Source organism: Nocardia neocaledoniensis (genome assembly GCF_003182135.1).
Lineage (GTDB): Bacteria > Actinomycetota > Actinomycetes > Mycobacteriales > Mycobacteriaceae > Nocardia > Nocardia neocaledoniensis.
The window spans coordinates 94,258-113,995 of record NZ_QGTL01000003.1; the positions used below are offsets into that span (position 1 = coordinate 94,258).

The 19,738-nt window shown below is 70.5% G+C and carries 15 protein-coding genes and 1 tRNA gene; 12 read left to right on the top strand and 4 right to left on the bottom strand.

Annotated elements, in window-relative coordinates:
* Positions 1–59 precede the first annotated feature (59 nt).
* The 3 genes from DFR69_RS08665 to DFR69_RS08675 all read left to right on the top strand — a co-directional run bounded on the left by DFR69_RS08665 (position 60) and on the right by DFR69_RS08675 (position 2,831).
* Positions 60–1,700, top strand: coding sequence for an acyl-CoA carboxylase subunit beta (locus DFR69_RS08665; RefSeq protein WP_110036979.1), 1,641 nt, complete (start codon positions 60–62; stop codon positions 1,698–1,700).
* Positions 1,701–1,864: 164 nt separating this feature from the next.
* On the top strand, positions 1,865–2,194 hold the full coding sequence (locus DFR69_RS08670; protein ID WP_244198168.1) for an acyl-CoA carboxylase epsilon subunit: 330 nt from the start codon (positions 1,865–1,867) through the stop codon (positions 2,192–2,194).
* Between the two features lies 1 nt (position 2,195).
* Positions 2,196–2,831, top strand: a complete 636-nt coding sequence (locus DFR69_RS08675; RefSeq protein ID WP_110036981.1) for a Maf family protein — start codon at positions 2,196–2,198, stop codon at positions 2,829–2,831.
* Here the strand turns inward: DFR69_RS08675 and DFR69_RS08680 are convergent.
* The gene (locus tag DFR69_RS08680) at positions 2,757–3,530 is read right to left on the bottom strand and encodes a helix-turn-helix transcriptional regulator (RefSeq protein ID WP_110036982.1); all 774 of its coding nucleotides are present in this window, start codon (positions 3,528–3,530) and stop codon (positions 2,757–2,759) included. The genes DFR69_RS08675 and DFR69_RS08680 overlap by 75 nt on opposite strands.
* Before the next feature lie 153 nt (positions 3,531–3,683).
* Here DFR69_RS08680 and DFR69_RS08685 point away from each other — a divergent pair, with 153 nt between their 5' ends.
* From DFR69_RS08685 to DFR69_RS08705, 5 genes are all read left to right on the top strand, one after another.
* Complete coding sequence (locus DFR69_RS08685; protein ID WP_110037508.1) at positions 3,684–4,574, top strand: sulfurtransferase; 891 nt, start codon at positions 3,684–3,686, stop codon at positions 4,572–4,574.
* 188 nt (positions 4,575–4,762) lie between these two features.
* Positions 4,763–6,568, top strand: coding sequence for an acetyl/propionyl/methylcrotonyl-CoA carboxylase subunit alpha (locus DFR69_RS08690; RefSeq protein WP_110036983.1), 1,806 nt, complete (start codon positions 4,763–4,765; stop codon positions 6,566–6,568).
* Positions 6,569–6,716: 148 nt separating this feature from the next.
* Positions 6,717–7,685, top strand: a complete 969-nt coding sequence (locus DFR69_RS08695; protein WP_110037509.1) for a patatin-like phospholipase family protein — start codon at positions 6,717–6,719, stop codon at positions 7,683–7,685.
* Positions 7,686–7,789: 104 nt separating this feature from the next.
* The gene (locus DFR69_RS08700; protein WP_146229235.1) at positions 7,790–9,169 is read left to right on the top strand and encodes a DoxX family protein; all 1,380 of its coding nucleotides are present in this window, start codon (positions 7,790–7,792) and stop codon (positions 9,167–9,169) included.
* 21 nt (positions 9,170–9,190) lie between these two features.
* The gene (locus DFR69_RS08705; RefSeq protein WP_110036985.1) at positions 9,191–9,532 is read left to right on the top strand and encodes a hypothetical protein; all 342 of its coding nucleotides are present in this window, start codon (positions 9,191–9,193) and stop codon (positions 9,530–9,532) included.
* A gap of 62 nt (positions 9,533–9,594) precedes the next feature.
* On the opposite strand, the gene lat is transcribed toward DFR69_RS08705, so the two are convergent.
* Positions 9,595–10,935, bottom strand: coding sequence for an L-lysine 6-transaminase (lat, locus tag DFR69_RS08710; protein ID WP_110036986.1), 1,341 nt, complete (start codon positions 10,933–10,935; stop codon positions 9,595–9,597).
* 65 nt (positions 10,936–11,000) lie between these two features.
* A complete protein-coding gene (locus DFR69_RS08715; RefSeq protein ID WP_071926582.1) occupies positions 11,001–11,453 on the bottom strand; it encodes an Lrp/AsnC family transcriptional regulator in 453 nt (150 codons plus the stop codon).
* 114 nt (positions 11,454–11,567) lie between these two features.
* On the opposite strand from DFR69_RS08715, the gene amaB reads away from it, so the two are divergent.
* Both amaB and DFR69_RS08725 read left to right on the top strand, forming a co-directional pair.
* On the top strand, positions 11,568–13,091 hold the full coding sequence (amaB, locus tag DFR69_RS08720; protein WP_110036987.1) for an L-piperidine-6-carboxylate dehydrogenase: 1,524 nt from the start codon (positions 11,568–11,570) through the stop codon (positions 13,089–13,091).
* A 52-nt stretch (positions 13,092–13,143) separates the two neighbouring features.
* Positions 13,144–13,217: transfer RNA gene (locus tag DFR69_RS08725), tRNA-Met, on the top strand.
* Between the two features lie 48 nt (positions 13,218–13,265).
* Here DFR69_RS08725 and DFR69_RS08730 read toward each other — a convergent pair.
* Complete coding sequence (locus tag DFR69_RS08730) at positions 13,266–13,808, bottom strand: histidine phosphatase family protein (RefSeq protein ID WP_110036988.1); 543 nt, start codon at positions 13,806–13,808, stop codon at positions 13,266–13,268.
* Between the two features lie 80 nt (positions 13,809–13,888).
* Here DFR69_RS08730 and DFR69_RS08735 point away from each other — a divergent pair, with 80 nt between their 5' ends.
* Complete coding sequence (locus DFR69_RS08735; protein WP_110036989.1) at positions 13,889–18,937, top strand: Lhr family ATP-dependent helicase; 5,049 nt, start codon at positions 13,889–13,891, stop codon at positions 18,935–18,937.
* A 4-nt stretch (positions 18,938–18,941) separates the two neighbouring features.
* Positions 18,942–19,721: an Fpg/Nei family DNA glycosylase gene (locus DFR69_RS08740; RefSeq protein ID WP_110036990.1), complete on the top strand. Its 780-nt coding sequence runs from the start codon at positions 18,942–18,944 to the stop codon at positions 19,719–19,721.
* Positions 19,722–19,738: the final 17 nt, after the last annotated feature.

Consider the following 19,738-nt stretch of genomic DNA (forward strand, 5'->3'; position numbering starts at 1 on the left):
CCGGCGAGTAGCCGTACTGCCGTAGTGCTACGAGGTGTCACTCGTTACACTCGCAACCCATGACGAGTGTCCAGCAGCAGCCCGCATCGGAATCGGCGGGCGCCCCCGATATCCACACGACCGCCGGGAAGCTGGCTGACCTGCGGAATCGGCTGGAAGAAGCGCAACACCCGATGGGTGAGGCCGCAGTCGACAAGGTGCACGCCAAGGGCAAGATGACCGCGCGCGAGCGCATCCTGGCCCTGCTCGACGAGGGCTCCTTCGTCGAACTCGACGCCCTCGCCAAGCATCGCAGCGTGAATTTCGGCCTGGAGAACAACCGCCCGCTCGGCGACGGCGTCGTCACCGGTTACGGCACCATCGACGGCCGCGACGTGTGCATCTTCTCCCAGGACGTCACCGTCTTCGGCGGCTCGCTCGGCGAGGTCTACGGCGAGAAGATCGTCAAGGTGATGGACCTGGCGCTCAAGACCGGCCGTCCGCTCGTCGGCATCAACGAGGGCGCTGGCGCGCGCATCCAGGAGGGTGTCGTCTCGCTCGGGCTCTACGGCGAGATCTTCCACCGCAACGTGCAGGCCTCCGGCGTGATCCCGCAGATCTCGCTGATCATGGGCCCCGCCGCGGGCGGCCACGTGTACTCCCCCGCGCTCACCGACTTCGTGGTGATGGTCGATCAGACCTCGCAGATGTTCGTCACCGGCCCCGACGTGATCAAGACCGTCACCGGTGAAGAGGTCACCATGGAGGACCTCGGCGGCGCGCACACCCACATGACCAAGTCCGGCGTGGCCCACTACGTGGCCTCCGGCGAGCAGGACGCCCTCGACTACGTCAAGGACCTGCTGAGCTACCTGCCCAGCAACAACCGCGCCGAGGCGCCCCGGCACGAGCCGTCGGACCCGATCACCGGCGCGATCGAGGACTCGCTCACCGACGAGGACCTCGAGCTCGACACGATCATCCCGGACTCGCCGAACCAGCCGTACGACATGCACGAGGTCATCACCCGGCTGCTCGACGACGACGAGTTCCTCGAGGTGCAGGCCGAGCGCGCGATGAACATCATCTGCGGTTTCGGTCGCGTCGACGGCCGCAGCGTCGGCATCGTCGCCAACCAGCCGACCCAGTTCGCCGGCTGCCTCGACATCGACGCCTCGGAGAAGGCCGCGCGCTTCGTGCGCACCTGCGACGCCTTCAACGTCCCGATCATCACCCTCGTCGACGTGCCCGGCTTCCTGCCCGGCACCGGCCAGGAATACAACGGCATCATCCGCCGTGGCGCGAAGCTGCTCTACGCCTACGGCGAGGCCACTGTGGGCAAGATCACGATCATCACGCGCAAGGCCTACGGCGGCGCCTACGACGTGATGGGTTCCAAGCACATGGGCGCCGATGTGAACCTGGCGTGGCCGACCGCGCAGATCGCCGTCATGGGCGCCTCCGGCGCCGTCGGTTTCGTCTACCGCAAGCAGCTGTCGGAGGCCGCCAAGAGCGGCGCCGACGTGGACGCTTTGCGCCTCGAGCTGCAGAACGAGTACGAGGACACCCTGGTGAACCCGTACGTCGCCGCGGAGCGCGGATATGTCGACGCGGTCATCCCGCCGTCGCACACCCGCGGTCAGATCGTGTCGGCGCTGCGTCTGCTCGAGCGCAAGATGGTGACCCTTCCGCCGAAGAAACACGGCAACATTCCGCTCTGAAAACGCGATATCCCCGGTAGGCCGCGCACACTTGATCGTGAGACGCAACAGTTGATCGTCGCGTCCCTACCGGGAATGATCGCGGCAACCGCGCTGTAGTCATTCGGAGTAGTACAGCATCGCCCGGGAGGACCTCCCGGATGAGGCAGGAAGGATCTGGCACTGTGACCACTGTGGCAGAAGAAGACGTGTTGACCGCCGCCGAGCTCGAGCTCGCTGTCGAACCACTCGTCGACGAGGTCGAACTGTCCGCGAGCGCGGTGACCGGCGAACCCGCCGAGGCACTCGGAGAGCCCCTGTTCCGCATCGTCAAGGGCGCGCCCACCGATGAGGACATCGCGGCCCTGGTCGCCGTGCTGAGCGCGGCCGCCGCGGCGGCGCCGGCGAGCGCGCCGGCGGGCCCGGCCGACAGCTGGGGTGTGCCGACGCTGCAGCACCGGGGCACCTCCCCGTTCTCGCCGTACGCGTACCCACTCCTGTCGCACCTGCGCTGAGGTGACCCGGCTGGTCCTGGCCTCCGCGTCCCCGGCCCGCCTCGGAGTCCTGCGCACGGCGGGCATCGATCCCGTCGTGCGGGTCTCCGGCGTGGACGAGGACGCGGTCGCGGCCGCACTTCCCCCTGACACCGCCGCATCCGACGTCGTCGTCGCCCTGGCCCGCGCCAAGGCGGCCGACGTCGCGGCCGTGATTCCCGAGCTCGCCGCCGACTGCGTCGTCGTGGGCTGCGATTCCATGCTGCTGGTCGACGGGCGGCTGCAGGGCAAACCCCACACGCCCGAGGTCGCCAGGGCCCGCTGGGCCGAGATGGCGGGCCGCAGCGCCGACCTGCTCACCGGTCACTGCGTGCTGCGGCTGCGCGACGGCGAGATCGTTGCCGAGTCGGCCGAGTGCAGCGGCACCACCGTGCATTTCGCGAAGCCGGAGCCGGACGAACTCGACGCCTACATCGCCACCGGCGAGCCGCTGCAGGTCGCCGGGGCGTTCACCCTGGACGGGCTGGGCGGCTGGTTCGTCGACCGGATCGAGGGCGATCCGTCCAGCGTCATCGGGATCGGGCTACCGCTGCTGCGCAGGCTGCTCGAAGATGTCGGCGTCGGTGTCACGCAGCTGTGGCGGGACGCGCGGGCCTGACGGCGCGATCACCGGCTCGTCGGCCGCGGCGGGCACACCGGGCGCCGCGGCGGAGTTCTCCGCGCCGAGGGTGAGTTCCAGCCTGGCCTGGCACAGCTCCGGCTCGACGAAGGGATGCAGCCGCACGTCCACGCGGCCGCGGGCGCCGTTACGGTCGAGAACCTCCCGCATGAGCCCCATGTGCACCCCGCACACCACCTCGGAGTGCGAGCGGGCCAGTTCGCGCAGCGGGCACGCGGTGAGCGTGATCTGCACGTGTTCCTCGGTCTCGCCGACCGGGTCCTTCTCCGGGGCGAAGCCGAGTTCCGACATCAGCGACATCGTGATGTCCCTGGCGTCGGCCAGCGTCTCGACCGGGTGCGCGCCGATGTCCATCCGCGCGCCCCAGGCGCGGCCCGCGGCGATCGCGGCGGCGGAACGGGTGATGGGGTCGGGTCCGAGGTGGTCGGCGAGGACCTGGGCGAGTTCCTGGTAACCCACCGAGCGCTGGACGGCGCGGTAGCCGATGCGTGGGCGGCCACGGCCGCGCGGAGGTTGCTGGAACTGGCGGACCAGCGATTCGCGGGTGAGCACATCGAGGTGGAAACGCACGGTCGTGACGTGCTGTCCGGTGATCCTGGCCAGTTCCTGGGCGTCGAGGGGCTCGGTCGCGCCACGTAGGATCGCGAGCAGTCGCCGCCGCGGCCAAGAATCGGACATAGCTCACCCCTCCTCTCCAGAGACTTTATCGGACGGCCCTGCGCTTTATTCGACCATTGTGTCGATTCGTGATGTGCCACCACAGACATACCATCGGCTGCGACGAGATCACACTGTCGCACCCGCCCATACTCTCGCGTGAAGGACCACACCGTGCCCGTCGCCCCGGATCCGCACCCCGCCTTCGGTTCCTACGCAGTCCCGCATCGATTGGTAACCACAGAATGGCTCTCCGCAAACATCGGAGTGCCCGGGGTGAGGATCATCGAGTCCAACGATGACATCCTGCTCTACGACATCGGCCATGTCCCGGGAGCGGTCAAGATCGATTGGCGTGGCGACCTGAGCGACCCGGTGACCCGTGACTACGTCGACGGCCCGCGCTTCACCGAGCTGATGCGGGCCAAGGGCATCCAGCGCGAGGACACCGTGGTGATCTACGGCGACCGCGGCAACGCCCAGGCCGCCCACACCGCCTGGATCTTCACCCTCTTCGGCCACGAGGACGTGCGCCTGCTCGACGGCGGCCGCGACGCCTGGATCTCCGAGGAGCGCGACACCACCTTCGACCTGCCCGTCCTCGCGCCCAGCGACTACCCCCTCGTCGCCAGGGACGACTCGCGCGCGCGCGCGTTCCGCGACGATGTCCTGGCCCGGCTCGGTGCCCCGCTGGTCGACGTGCGCTCGGCCCAGGAGTACTCCGGCGAGCTCGAGGACAAGCCGCTCGATCAGGAGTACGCGGCGCTGCGCGGTGGGCACATCCCGTCGGCGGTGAACATCCCGTGGACCGCCGCCTGCGGGCCGGACGGCCGTTTCCGCAGCAGGGCCGAGCTGGACGCGGTCTACGGCGCGCTGCCCGCCGAGGACCTGGTCGTCTACAGCCGGGTGGGCGAGCGTTCCAGCCACACCTGGTTCGTCCTGGCCTTCCTGCTCGGTCGCAGGTCGGTGCGCAATTACGACGGCTCGTGGATCGAATGGGGGAATTCGGTGCGCCTGCCCATCGCGCGCGGCGCCGAACCGGGCAGCCATAGCGGGATCAATTGAAACGTGTTCACAGCCCGGCACGGCGAGTAGTGTGACCTGCGACCTACTCGACAGTAGGGCTAGCCGAGTGCGGGCCGAATTGGCACACTGCCTACACTCGCCCGAGACGAAAGTTGTCGATACCGGGCACGGGGCCTACACGGCGACCCGTCCCCCGAAGCGACCAAAGATTGCACACAGGAGGCTCAGTGCCCAGCCATGCCAGCGCACGGATCACGAAGGTACTCGTAGCTAACCGCGGCGAGATCGCGGTCCGCGTGATCCGGGCTGCCAAGGACGCGGGGATCACCAGCGTCGCGGTGTACGCCGAGCCCGATGCCGACGCTCCCTTCGTGAAGCTCGCCGACGAGGCGTTCGCCCTCGGCGGTCAGACCTCGGCCGAGTCGTACCTCGTGTTCGACAAGATCCTCGACGCCGCGGCCAAGTCCGGCGCCGACGCCATCCACCCGGGTTACGGCTTCCTCTCCGAGAACGCCGACTTCGCCCAGGCCGTCCTCGACGCCGGGCTGATCTGGATCGGCCCCTCGCCGCAGTCCATCCGCGACCTGGGCGACAAGGTCACCGCGCGCCACATCGCCGAGCGGGCGCAGGCCCCGATGGCCGCGGGCACCAAGGACCCGGTCAAGAACGCCGACGAGGTCGTCGCCTTCGCCAAGGAGTACGGCGTCCCGGTCGCCATCAAGGCCGCCTTCGGTGGCGGTGGTCGCGGCATGAAGGTCGCGCACACCATCGAGGAGATCCCCGAGCTGTTCGAGTCGGCGACCCGTGAGGCCGTCGCCGCCTTCGGCCGTGGCGAGTGCTTCGTCGAGCAGTACCTCGACAAGGCCCGCCACGTCGAGGCCCAGGTCATCGCCGACCAGCATGGCAACGTCGTCGTCGCCGGTACCCGCGACTGCTCGCTGCAGCGTCGCTTCCAGAAGCTCGTCGAGGAGGCGCCCGCGCCGTTCCTGTCCGACGAGGTCCGCGCCAAGATCCACGAGTCGGCCAAGCGCATCTGCCGCGAGGCGGGCTACTACGGCGCCGGCACCGTGGAGTACCTGGTGCAGGGCGAGACCGTGTCCTTCCTCGAGGTGAACACCCGCCTGCAGGTCGAGCACCCGGTCACCGAGGAGACCGCGGGCATCGACCTGGTGCGTCAGCAGTTCCGCATCGCCAACGGCGAAGAGCTGACCATCAAGGAAGACCCCACCCCGCGTGGCCACTCCTTCGAGTTCCGCATCAACGGTGAGGACGCCGGTCGCGGCTTCCTGCCCGCCCCCGGCCCGGTCAGCGTGTACCGCGAGCCCTCGGGCCCCGGCGTGCGCGTCGACTCCGGCGTCGTGGCCGGCAGCGTCATCGGCGGTCAGTTCGACTCGATGCTGGCCAAGCTGATCGTCACCGGCGAGAACCGCGAGCAGGCCCTGCAGCGCGCCCGGCGCGCACTGGCCGAGTTCGAGGTCGACGGCCTGGCCACGGTCATCCCGTTCCACCGCGCGATCGTCGAGGACCCGGCGTTCATCGGCGACGGCGAGAAGTTCGACGTCTACACCAAGTGGATCGAAACCGAGTGGAAGAACACCATCGAGCCGTTCACGGCCGGTGGCGTCGCCGAGGACGACGAGGAGGCCCTGCCCCGGCAGAAGGTCGTCGTCGAGGTCGGTGGCCGTCGCGTCGAGGTGTCGCTGCCCGGTCAGTTCACCCTCGGTGGCGGTGCCGCCGGTTCGGCCGGTAACGGCGCGGGCGTCATCCGTAAGAAGCCGAAGGCGCGCAAGCGCGGCGGTGCCGGCGCCGGTGCTGCCTCCGGTGACGCGGTCACCGCGCCCATGCAGGGCACCGTGGTGAAGGTCGCCGTCGAAGAGGGCCAGACCGTCGAGGCGGGCGACCTGATCGTGGTGCTCGAGGCCATGAAGATGGAGAACCCGGTCAACGCGCACAAGGCCGGTGTCGTCACCGGGCTGAGCGTCGAGGCGGGCGCCGCGATCACTCAGGGCACGGTCCTGGCGGAGATCAAGTAGCACGCAGACGTAGCGCGGGCGCCGGTCGACATCGACCGGCGCCCGTTCTCGTTCCACCCCAACAGCGCCCGCAGCCCGGGTGAACGAGTGGCGAAGATCAGCCTTCGTGCCAGGCCGGACGCCCGCACGCTGTCGTATCGTGGATCGGGTGACCAGCACTGCGCAGATCGATCAGGACCCGTCGGCTTCTCCGGGTCCGGCCACGGTCGCCGAGGTGATCCGGCGGCGGCGCGCGGCGGGCGACCGCGCGGACGGGCACCGGCTGGCGCTGGTGATCGAGGGCGGCGGCAGCCGCGGGGTGTACTCCAGCGGCATGGTGCAGGCCATCGAGGAACTGGGCCTGTCGGGGGTGTTCGACGCGGTCTACGGCACGTCGGCCGGGGCGATCAACGGCGCGTGGCTGCTGTGCGGGCGCGCCGCGACCGGGATGCGGTCCTGGACCGACGCGGCGATCATGCGGCGCGTGGTCGACCCGGTGCGGATCCTGCGCGGGCGGCCCGTATTCGACCTGCGCTACCTCGTCCACCAGGTCTACGACGGCATCGAGCCGATGGACTTCCCGGCCATTCTGGCCAACCCCACCACCTTCCATCCGATCGCGACCGACGTCCGCACCGGTGAGCCGGTGGACCTCGGCCCGCACATCGTCGACAAGACCACGCTGATGACCGCGCTGCGCGCCTCGGCGGGCCTGCCCCTGCTCGCCGGTCCCCCGGTGACGCTCGGTGGCCGCAGCTACTTCGACGGCGGACTGTCCGAGACCGTGCCGATCCGTTCGGCGGTCGCGGCGGGCAGCACGCACGCCCTGGTGCTGCGCACCCGCCGCACCGACGAGGTCCGCCCGCCCGCGCCGTGGCTGCATCGCGTGGTCGGCGGCGGCTACATGCGCGCCATCGCGCCCGGCGCGTTCCGGGCGTGGTCGCAGCGGCCGGGTCAGCAGGCCGTCGAGGACGACTTCCTGTCCGGCCTCGGCACGCGCGTGCTGCAGGTCCATCCGCCCGCCGACTCCCCCGCCATCGACAGCGCCGCCCGCGACACCGACCTGCTCACCCGCGCGCTCGAGATCGGCCGTTCCGCCGTGCACACGCTGCTCGGCCCGGCGGTGCGCCCCGCCTGAACCACTGGCCCGAATCCTCGGGGCAACAACTTTGCCGGATTCCCCGGTTCGGCTCGCGCCCATAGCGTTTCCCCCGTAGGGGCGGTCGAACGTGGGAGTGACGGGTGAGTACAGAGGTGTTGGCTCGGCGAGAGCCCGAGGTCGCTCGTCACGACCTCGGTCCGGAATCCGTGGAGCGGTGGCATCCGGCTGTCCTCGTCCTGTTCCGGTTCGCGTTCGTGACGGTCGGTGTCGGGATGGCGGGGGCGTGGCTGCTGCACGCGCTGCTGCGCACCCTGGGGCTGCCGCCGGCGACGGTGGCCGGGGTCGCCGAGTGGACGGCGCTGGGTCCCCTCACCGACTGGATCGGAGCGCACGTGTTCGATGTGCGAATCGACTACGCCGTCACCGGCAGCGGCGACACGGCGGCGAAATGGATCGCGGTGTGCTCCCTGATCCTGGTGGCCGTGCCGGTCACCGCCGTGTGGTCGGTGCTCGACCGTCACCGCCCGAACTACGTGCGCCTGTTCGCGTGGTTCCGTTTGCTGCTGCGGTTCACCCTGGTCAGCGCGCTGTTGCTGTACGGGATGATCAAGGTGCTGCCCACGCAGATGTCGTTCAACCTCGAGCGGCTGGTCGAACCGTTCGGGCACATGAGCCCGATGGCGGTGCTGTGGGCGCAGTCCTCGCTCTCGGAACCGTACGAAATCGCCTTGGGCGCCGCGGAAGTCACCGCCGCGCTGCTGCTGATCCTGCCGCTCACCGCGGGCCTCGGCGCGGTACTCGCCGTGCTCGTGGCGCTGCAGGTGGTGCTGGTGAATCTCACCTTCGACGTGCCGGTGAAGCTGTTCGCCCTGCAGGTACTCCTGTTCGCCGCGATCCTGGCGGCGCCGCACCTCGTCCGGATCGTGCGAGCACTGCTCGGCCACCACGTGCCCGCCCACACACCAGCCCTGCCAGTCACCACGCCACGCGGCCGGCGGATTCTGTCGGTCACCCAGGTGCTGCTCGGTCTGTGGCTGCTGTGCGCGACGACCGTCGAGGCCTACGACGGGTGGCACACCTACGGCGGTGCGCGGCCGAAGTCCCCGCTCTACGGCATCTGGAACGTCACCGAGTACTCGGTGGCGGGTGAGGCGGTCCCCGCTCTCGTCGACTTCCGCGCACCGGACGACGCCAGGCTCCCGAGCGCCACGGAACGATTCCGCCGCATCATCTTCGACATCCCGCAGGGCATGACAGCCCAGCGGCTCGACGACTCCCTGGTGTCGTTCCCCGCGCGCGTCGACACCGAGCGGCACACCATCACGCTGTCGAAGGACACCGGGCACCAGTGGAAGATCGCGGTCTTCGATTACGTCCGGCCGCGACCGGATCAGCTGATCCTGGAGGGCACGCTCGGCGGCCGTGCGGTGCGCATGCGGCTGGACCTGGTGGACCTGTCGCAGTTCCCGGCCGTCTCCCGCGGATTCCACTGGGTGCAGGCCACGCCGTACTACCGCTAGCCGCCGCACTAGGCTCGGCCCGTGGAACCGATCGAGATCAACGCAGGCTCCTGGTACCTGCGCGCCCTGCGCGCCGACGACCGCATCGACGACCGCCCCGCGCTCGCCGACGGCGGCGTCACCGACCCCGGCTACGTCGCGACCCGCGCCGCGCAGTGGGCCGACGAGAGCCACTTCTCCTGGGCGGTCTGCGTGCCGACCACCGCGGAACTGGTCGCCGAGATCGGCGTGACGCCCGGCCCGGACGGCACCGCCACCGTCACCGGCTGGGCCAGACCCGGCGAGGACGAGGCGCTGGCCGCCGGCCTGGCCTCGGTGCACCGGTTCGTCGCGGGCGCACTCGGACTCACCGTCACCGCGTGACCGTCGCCGAATAGCGGGACGCCCGCCGAAGCGCGGTGGCTTCGGCGGGCGACCCCGGTGCGCTACAGGTGTTCGCGCAGGAGCACCGCGTCGAGCGCGTCCACGACGTGCCGGAGTTCGTCCTCGGTGACGGTGAGCGGCGGCCGGAACCGGATGCCCCGCTCGCCCGTGCCGAGCAGCAGCACGTGCTGACGTTCGCGCAGCGCCGTCACCACCCGGTCCCGCAGATCCGGGGAGGCCAGCGTGATCGCGCACATCAGGCCGCGGCCGCGCGGCTCGCTCACCTTGTCCGGATGCGCGGTCGCGAGCTGGGTGAGCTCGCCGAGCAGGTAGGCACCCAGCGGCACCGACTTCTCGATCAGCCGATCCCGCTCCAGCACTTCGAGAATGCGGCGGGTGCGCACCATGTCGGTGAGATTGCCGCCCCAGGTGGAGTTCAGCCGCGAGCTCACCCGGAAGACGTTGTCCGGTACCTCGTCCACCCGGCCGCCCGCCATGATCCCGCACACCTGTGTCTTCTTGCCGAAGGCCACGACATCGGGCTGCACGTCCAATTGCTGGTAGGCCCAGGTGCTTCCGGTCATACCGACGCCGGTCTGCACCTCGTCGAGCACGAACAGCGCGTCGTTGTCGTGGCACAGCCGCCGCATGGCGCCGAGGAACTGCGGGCGCAGGTGCCGGTCGCCGCCCTCGCCCTGGATCGGTTCGGCGATGAAGCAGGCGATGTCGTGCGGATGGTCGGCGAAGGCCTGCGCGGCCTGCGCGATGGCGCGGGCCTCCAGTGCCTCGATGTCGGGTCCCGCGAACAGATGTGGCGTCTCGATGCGCGGCCAGTCGAATTTCGGGAAGCGCGCGGTCTTGATCGGATCGGTATTGGTCAGCGACAGCGTGTAGCCGCTGCGCCCGTGGAACGCCCCGGTCAGATGCAGCACCTTCGTGCCGAGATCCGGTGAGCGGCCGTGCGATTCGTTGTGCCTGCTCTTCCAGTCGAAGGCCACTTTGAGGGCGTTCTCGACCGCGAGGGCACCGCCGTCGACGAAGAACAGATGCGGTAGCGCTGGATCACCGAGCACGCGGGCGAAGGTCTCGACGAAGCGAGCCATCTCCACGGTGTAGATGTCGGAGTTGCTGGGTTTGTTGATCGCGGCGGTGGCCAGTTCGGCGCGGAAGCGCTCGTCGTCCGCGAGCGCGGGATGGTTCATCCCGAGCGCATTGGAGGCGAAGAAGCCGAACATGTCGAGGTAGGCGGTGCCGTCGCGCTCGTCGATGAGCGTGCGGCCGTGCGACTTGTGTAGATCGAGCACCAGCTCGAAGCCGTCCGCGAGGATGTGCGAGGACAGGATTTCGTTGACCCGGTTGGCGGGGGTGACCGCCGCGCCGGGGCGCTCCAGTTCGATGGTCACGCCACCGAGGGTACGCAAATATTTACGGAACCTCTACGAAATCGCGGAACTATTACGAGGAATCGTTACCTGTCGTAGAATGTCTGCAGGATGATGGTGCTGCGCGTCCGCACATTGGCGGTGGCTCTGATCTCCTGCAGCAGCTGCTCCAGATGCCGCGGGGAGGCGACCCGGACCAGCAGCACGTAGCTTTCCTCGCCCGCCACCGAGTGGCACGCCTCGATCCCGGGGATGTGCTGCAACAGGGCGGGCGCGTCATCGGGCTGGGACGGGTCGAGAGGAGTGATCGCGACGAACGCCGACAACAGGTGCCCGAGTGCCTCGGGGTCCACGTGTGCCGCGTATCCGCGGATCACCCCGCGCGCTTCGAGCCTGCGGACCCGCGACTGGACCGCCGAGACCGAGAGGCTGGCCTTCTCCGCGAGGTTCGACAACGTGGCGCGACCATCGCTCATGAGTTCTTTGATCAATAGTCGATCGATGTCGTCGAGCTGAGGTCTCGCCGGTGTATCCGCCATCAGCGAAGGCTAACCCAGCGCGAGGGTCGCGCGGGGAAAACTTCTTTCTGTTCCCCCACCGAATTCGACCCAACTTTTCCGTGAGCCGTACCAATGAGCAGAAGGTGAGCAGCGATGACCCACACCGTGACCGAGCACTTCTCCGAGCAGCTCTCGCTGCGCGCCAGGGCCCTGCTGCACGGCCTCGGGGCCAGCGTGCCGGAGCCGGGCGCCTGGCTCGCCCGCACACCCATCTCCGGCGGCACCCTGCTCCAGCTGACCGCTGACACCCCCGCCGCCGTCGACGCCGCGATCGACCGGGCGGCCACCGCCTTCGAGAGCTGGCGCACCGTTCCCGCGCCCGTCCGCGCGGCGCTGGTGCGCCGACTGGCCGAACTGCTGGTCGCGCACAAGGCCGAGCTGGCCGAGCTGGTGACGCTGGAGGCGGGCAAGATCGGCGCCGAGGCGCTGGGTGAAGTGCAGGAGATGATCGACGTCTGCGAGTTCGCGATCGGCCTCTCGCGCCAGCTGTACGGCGCGACCATGCCGTCGGAACGGCCGGGCCATCGGCTCATGGAGACCTGGCACCCGCTGGGCGTGGTCGGGGTGATCTCGGCGTTCAACTTCCCGGTCGCGGTGTGGTCGTGGAACACCGCGATCGCGCTCGTGTGCGGGGACACGGTGGTGTGGAAGCCCTCGGAGACCACCCCGCTGACGGCGCTGGCCTGTCACACACTGCTGCGCCGCGCCGCGGTCGATGTGGGCGCCGATCCCGAAGTGCACCAGCTGGTCCAGGGCGGGGTCGCGGTCGGCGAGACCCTCGTCGAGGACTCGCGGGTGGCGCTGCTCAGCGCCACCGGCTCGATCCGGATGGGCGGCACGGTCGCGCCGAAGGTGGCGGCCAGGTTCGGTCGATGCCTGCTGGAACTGGGCGGCAACAACGCCGCGATCGTCGCGCCCAGCGCCGATCTGGAGCTGGCGGTGCGCGGCATCGTCTTCGCGGCCGCCGGCACCGCGGGCCAGCGCTGCACCACCCTGCGCCGGTTGATCGCGCACACCTCCGTCGCCGACCGGCTCGTCGAGCGCCTGGCGGCCGCGTACGGCCAACTGCGCGTGGGCAATCCGCTCGACGAGGGCGTGCTCGTCGGCCCGCTGATCAACGAGCGCGCCTTCACCGCCATGCAGAAGTCGCTCTCGCGGGCGGTCGACTCGGGCGGCGAGATCGTCTGCGGCGGTGAGCGAGTGGAGCTGGTCGGGCCCGACGCCTACTACGTGCGGCCGGCCATCGTGCGCATGCCGGCGCAGACCGAGCTGGTGCGCGAGGAGACGTTCGCGCCGATCCTCTACGTCCTCACCTACGACGACATCGAGTCCGCCATCGCGCTGAACAACGATGTGACACAGGGCCTCTCCTCGGCGATCTTCACCCTCGACCAGCGCGAGGCCGAGCTGTTCCTGGCCGGATCCGATTGCGGCATCGCCAATGTCAACATCGGCACCTCCGGCGCGGAGATCGGCGGCGCGTTCGGCGGCGAGAAGCACACGGGCGGCGGGCGCGAGTCCGGGTCCGATTCCTGGAAGGCCTACATGCGCAGGGCGACCAACACCATCAACTACTCCACCGAGCTGCCGCTGGCCCAGGGCATACATTTCGGCTGATCAGAAAGCGATTTCGTCATCCGCGTCGGGCCGTGTACAGTGGTGTTTACGACGCGGGATGGAGCAGCTCGGTAGCTCGCTGGGCTCATAACCCAGAGGTCGCAGGTTCAAATCCTGTTCCCGCTACTGGTCGAAAGGCCCCGGATTCTTCCGGGGCCTTTCTTCGTTTCCCGGTCAGCCCAGACGCAGAGTCCATGTGCCGCGGAAGTGCAGGCGGGTGACGCTGCCGGGTGGGATGTCCATGCGCCAGAACGACTTCGGTGGCGCGTCGAGGACCACCAGCAGCGCCGCCCTGATCACCGCGGGATGCGTCACCGCGACCGTGTCGCGGCCCGCCGAGGCGATCTCGGCCAGCCAGAAGCGCGCCCGGTCCACCAGGTCGGTCACCGATTCGCCACCGTGCCCACGGAATTCGGGATCGGTCAGCCACGCGAACAACTGATCCTGTGCCAGCGAGCTCATCTCGGTACCGCGCCAGGAGCCCGCGTCGAGGTCGCGTAATCGCGCGTCGAGCTCGCCCACCACGCCCAGCGCCTCGGCGGTCTCGCGGGCCCGCCGCTCCGGCGCGGTCCGCACCTGCGCGTCGGGCGGCACGGCGTACGCACGCACCGCGGCCCGCCCGGACTCGTCCAGGGGTTCGTCAACAGGGAATCGCGCCTTGCGCACCGCCTCGGTCAGGCCGTGGCCGACGAGGTCGACTCTGAGCACCGTTTGCACGAGTGCCCAGAGTAGCGCCGGTCACAGTGACGCCGTTCACCTGGACGGGTTTGTCGGTGCCGCGGTGCACACTGAATCCCATGGAACGGTTCTCACCCGCTACGGCGCAGTGGTTCGACGGGGCTTTCGCCGGGCCCACGTCGGCCCAGCTCGGCGCGTGGGATGCCATCTCGCGGGGCGAGAACACGCTGGTCATCGCGCCGACAGGGTCCGGCAAGACACTGTCGGCCTTCCTGTGGGCGATCGACCGGCTGGCCAACCGGCCCGCGCCGGAGCCCGGGACGCCGCGCGGCACGTCGGTGCTGTACGTGTCGCCGCTCAAGGCGCTGGCGGTGGACGTGGAGCGCAATCTGCGGGCGCCGCTGGTCGGGGTCACCCAGACCGCGAAACGGCTCGGGCTCGATCCGCCGGAGATCTCGGTGGGGGTGCGCTCGGGCGACACCACGCCCGCGCAGCGCCGGGCCATGCAGCGCACCCCGCCCGACATCCTGATCACGACGCCGGAGTCGCTGTTCCTGCTGCTCACCTCGGCCGCGCGGGAGAGCCTGGCGCAGGTCGACACGGTGATCGTCGACGAGGTGCACGCCATCGCGGGCACCAAGCGGGGCGCGCACCTGGCGTTGTCGCTGGCCCGGCTCGACCAGCTCACCGAGCGGCCCGCGCAGCGGATCGGACTGTCGGCGACGGTGCGCCCGCCCGAGGAGGTCGGCCGTTTCCTGGTGGGCTCGGCGCCCATCACCATCGTGCGGCCGCCCGCGCCCAAGACCTTCGACCTGTCGGTGCGGGTGCCGGTGGCCGACATGACCGACCCCGGCGATTCCGAGCAGCCCGGCTCGATCTGGCCGCACGTCGACGAGGCCATCGTCGACCTGGTGCTCGAGCACCGGTCCTCGATCGTGTTCGCGAACTCGCGACGGCTCGCCGAACGGCTCACGGCCCGGCTCAACGAGGCCTACGCCACGCGCCTGGGCGAACCGGTGGAGACCCAGCACGCGCCCCCCGCGCAGCTGGGTCCGTCCACCGAGGTGATCCACGGCGCCGATCAGCTGCTGGCGCGGGCCCACCACGGGTCGGTGAGCAAGGAACAGCGGGCGATCATCGAGGACGATCTCAAGACCGGGCGGCTGCGCTGCGTGGTCGCCACCAGCAGTCTCGAGCTCGGCATCGACATGGGCGCGGTCGACCTGGTGGTGCAGGTGGAGGCGCCCCCTTCGGTGGCCAGCGGGCTGCAGCGGGTCGGCCGGGCCGGGCACCAGGTGGGTGAGGTGTCGCGTGGCGTGCTGTTCCCCAAGCACCGCACCGATGTCATCCACTGCACCGTGGCGGCCCAGCGCATGCTGGCCGGGGAGATCGAGGTGCTGCAGATCCCGGCGCATCCGCTCGACATCCTCGCCCAGCAGACGGTCGCCGCGTGCGCCCTGGAACCGATCGACGTCGACGGCTGGTTCGACATCGTCCGCGCCACCGGCAGCTACGCGAGCCTGCCGCGGTCGGCGTACGAGTCCGTCCTCGATCTGCTGGCGGGCCGTTATCCCTCCGACGAGTTCGCCGAACTGCGGCCGCGCGTGGTCTGGGACCGCGACGCGGGCACGCTCACCGGCCGCCCCGGCGCGCAGCGGCTGGCCGTCACCTCCGGCGGCGCCATTCCCGATCGCGGCATGTTCGCGGTCTTCATGGTGGGCGAAAAGGCCTCGCGGGTGGGCGAACTCGACGAGGAGATGGTTTACGAGTCGCGCGTCGGCGACGTGTTCGCGCTCGGTGCGACCAGCTGGCGGATCGAGGAGATCACCTTCGACCGGGTCCTGGTGACGCCCGCGTTCGGGCTGCCGGGGCGGCTGCCGTTCTGGCACGGCGACGGATTGGGCCGGCCTGCCGAATTGGGTTCCGCGCTGGGTGAATTCGTGCGGACCGCCGGTCAGGTGCCCGGTGACGAGCTCGCCCGCATCGTGGCGGGGATGGGCTCACCTGGTGGCGAGCTCAGCAAGCCCGCCGCCCGCCTCGATCAGCTCGTCCGCACCGCGGGCCTCGATCAGAACGCGACGGCCAACATGGTCGGCCTGCTCGACGAACAGCGCACGGCGACCGGTCAGTTGCCGACCGACCGCACCCTGATCGTCGAACGGTTCCGCGACGAGCTCGGTGACTGGCGGCTGGTGCTGCACTCCCCCTTCGGCACCCCCGTCCACGCGCCGTGGGCGCTGGCCGTCGGCGCCCGGCTGCAGGAGCGCTTCGGCATCGACGCCGCGCCCACCGCGTCCGACGACGGCATCGTGGTCCGGCTCCCCGACACCACCGACGATCCGCCCGGCGCCGAACTGTTCGTGTTCGAACCCGATGAGATCGACGACATCGTCACCGAGCAGGTCGGCGGGTCGGCGCTGTTCGCGTCCCGGTTCCGCGAGTGCGCGGCCAGGGCGCTGCTGCTGCCGCGCCGCGATCCCGGCAAGCGGGCGCCGCTGTGGCAGCAACGGCAGCGCTCGGCCCAATTGCTGGATGTGGCACGCAAATTCCCGGAGTTCCCGATCCTGCTCGAGACGGTGCGAGAGTGCCTGCGCGACGTCTACGACCTGCCCTCGCTGCGCGACCTGCTCACCAAGGTCGCGCGCCGGGAGGTGCGGCTGATCGATGTCGAGACCGCGAGCCCGTCGCCGTTCGCCAACGCCCTGCTGTTCTCCTACGTGGGCCAGTTCCTCTACGACGGTGACAGCCCGCTGGCCGAACGCCGCGCGGCCGCGCTGGCGCTGGATTCCAGCTTGCTGGCCGAACTGCTCGGCCGGGTCGAACTGCGCGAACTCCTCGACCCGGAGGTCCTCGCCCTCACCGAACGCGAACTCCAGCGACTCACCCCGGAACGCTGGGCTCGCGACGCCGAGGGCCTGGCCGACCTGTTGCGCCTGCTCGGCCCGCTCACTCCCGATGAGGCCGCGGCCCGCTGTGTGCGGCGCGGTGGCGCTCAGGCCACGTCCTCCGAACCCGCGTCTCCGGACCTTCCCCGCGGACCCATCGAGCCGCGGCACAGCGGCATCGGCGGTGAGTCCCACCTGGGTGCCGCGCCTGCCGAACGGGAGACCGCCGGCGCCGAGCCGCACGATGGTGGTCCCGCGGGAGCGGGCGTGGCCGATTCGGAGCGCGGTGCCGCCGGGAGCCTCGACGGCTCAGGCGCTGATCCCCTCGCCGATTCCGACGCACCGACCTGGTTCGCCGAATTGCGCGATGCCCGTCGGGCACTGGAGGTTTCGTTCGCGGGCCGTACCTGGTGGGTCGCCGTGGAGGATGCCGCGCGGCTGCGGGACGCGCTCGGTGTGCCGCTGCCGATCGGGGTGCCCGCCGCCTTCATCGAGCCGGTGCCCGATCCGCTCGGCGACCTCGTCGGCCGGTACGCGCGCACCCACGCCCCGTTCACCACCGCCGACGTGGCGGCTCGCTTCGGGCTCGGCAGCGCCGTCGCGGCGACGGCGCTGCACCACCTGCTGGCCGAGAAGCGCGTGGTAGAGGGCGAATTCACGCCGGCCACGGCGGGGACGGAATGGTGCGACGCCCAGGTGCTGCGCCGGTTGCGCCGCCGCTCACTGGCGGCGGCCAGGCACGAAGTGGAGCCGGTCACCACCGCCGCCTTCGGCCGCTTCCTGCCCGCCTGGCAGCACGTCGGTTCCGGGGAGCTGCGCGGTATCGACGGCGTCGCCACGGTGGTGGAACAGCTCGCGGGCGTGCCGATTCCGGCCTCGGCCTGGGAGTCGTTGATCCTGCCGACCCGGGTCCGCGACTACTCCCCCGCCATGCTGGACGAGTTGATGGCGAGCGGCGAGGTGATCTGGTCCGGGCACGGCGCGATCACCGCCAAGGACGGCTGGATCGCGCTGCACCTGGCCGACCAGGCGCCGTACACCCTGCCGCCGCCCGACGACATCGACCCCACCGACATCCAGCTCGGCCTCCTCGCCGCCCTGGGCGCCGAACTGGAGCCGTGGCCGGCCGACCGGCACCCCCCGGTCGACCTCGACGCGACCGATGCCACGCCGAAATCCGCCGCCCCGCCCACCGCGACCGCCGACCAGGCCGGCTCCCGGACCGAGCCGCGTGCCGAATCGGTCGCGCGGTCACCCCAGCACTCCACACCTGGCCGGCGGGACACCGACGCTGTGCATGGCGACATCGGTGGAGCGCACACCGGGGATCACGGCCAGGCCTTCCGCCTGCCGAAGACCCTGCGCGGCGGCGGCGCGTTCTTCTTCCGGCAGCTCTCCGATGCCACCGGCCTGCTCGACGACAAGGCCGTCGGCGATGCCCTGTGGCAGCTGGTCTGGGCCGGCTACCTCGCCGGCGACACCTTCGCGCCGGTCCGCGCCCTGCTCTCGGGCACCACCCGCAGCACCACCGCGCACCGCACCCCGCGCCGGGCACCCCGCGGGCGCGCCTACCTGCCGCGGCCGTCCATGCCGACCCGTTCCGGCCCGCCGACGCTGGCGGGCCGCTGGTCGATCCTGCCGGAACGCGTGCGGGACAACACCCTTCGCGCCCACGCCACCGCCGACCAGTTACTGGAACGCTACGGCGTCCTGACGCGCGGATCGGTCCAGAACGAGGGTGTGCCGGGCGGTTTCGCGCTGATGTACCGGGTGCTCACCGAATTCGAGGACCGCGGCCGGTGCCGACGCGGCTATTTCGTCGACACCCTCGGCGGCGCCCAGTTCTCCACCACCGACACCGTCGACCGGTTGCGCTCGTTCGACACCGACCGCGGCGCCGCCCAGCCCGGTGCCGCGCTGGCCATGGCCGCCTGCGATCCCGCCAACCCGTACGGCGCCGCCCTGCCGTGGCCCAAGGGCGACGCCGAGAGCGGGCATCGTCCCGGCCGCAAGGCGGGCGCCCTGGTGGTGCTGGTCGGCGGCGAGCTGGTGCTCTATGTCGAGCGCGGCGGCAAGACGCTGCTCAGTTTCACCGAGGACCCCGGGCTCCGCCGCACGGCCGCGGTCGCGCTCGCCGGCCTGGTGCACGAGCGCCGCGTCGACAGCCTGGTGATCGACAAGGCCAACGGGGAATCCGTGCACGGCAACACCTTCGCCGACGTCCTGGTGGAAGCGGGCTTCTCGATGACGCCGCGCGGATTGCGCCTGCGCAGGCAGGTGTAGCCGGATGCCCGAGGGCGACACCGTCTTCCGCACCGCCGAGCGGCTGCGCACCGCGCTGGCCGGAAAGACGCTCACCCGCAGCGACTTCCGCGTGCCGCGCTACGCCACCGTTGACCTCGTCGGCGATCTCGTGACCGAGGTCGGCAGCTACGGCAAGCACCTGTTCATCCGCACCGACCGCGTCAGCATTCACACCCATCTGAAGATGGAGGGCGTCTGGCGGGTGTTCCACTGCGGCCAGCGCTGGACCAAGCCGCGCGTCACCGCCCGGGTCGTGCTCGCCACCGACGAGGTCGAGGCCGTCGGCTTCTCACTCGGCAAGGTGCAGGTGCTGCCGCGCGGCGAGGAACACACCGTCATCGACCATCTCGGCCCCGATCTGCTCGGCCCGAACTGGGACGGCGCCGAGGCGCTGCGCAGGCTCGAGACACACCCCGCCCGGGCGGTCGGCCTTGCCCTGCTCGACCAGCGCAACCTGGCCGGGATCGGCAACATCTACCGCAGCGAGATCTGCTTCCTACGGCGCGTGCACCCGGCCACCCCCACCGGGGACATCGCCGATCTGCCCGCCCTGGTCGACGAGGCCCATCGCGTGCTGGGCAAAGCCGCGCACGAGCCACCGTGGCGCCCCATGGTCTACGGCCGCACCCGGCGGCCGTGCCCCCGCTGCGGCACCGCCATCGTCACCCGTCTGCTCGGCGAGGACGACCCCGCCGACCGCATCACCCAGCGCGAACGCGGCATCTACTTCTGTCCCCGCTGCCAACCCGAGCCCAATAACTAGACCGGTCGTCATACTCG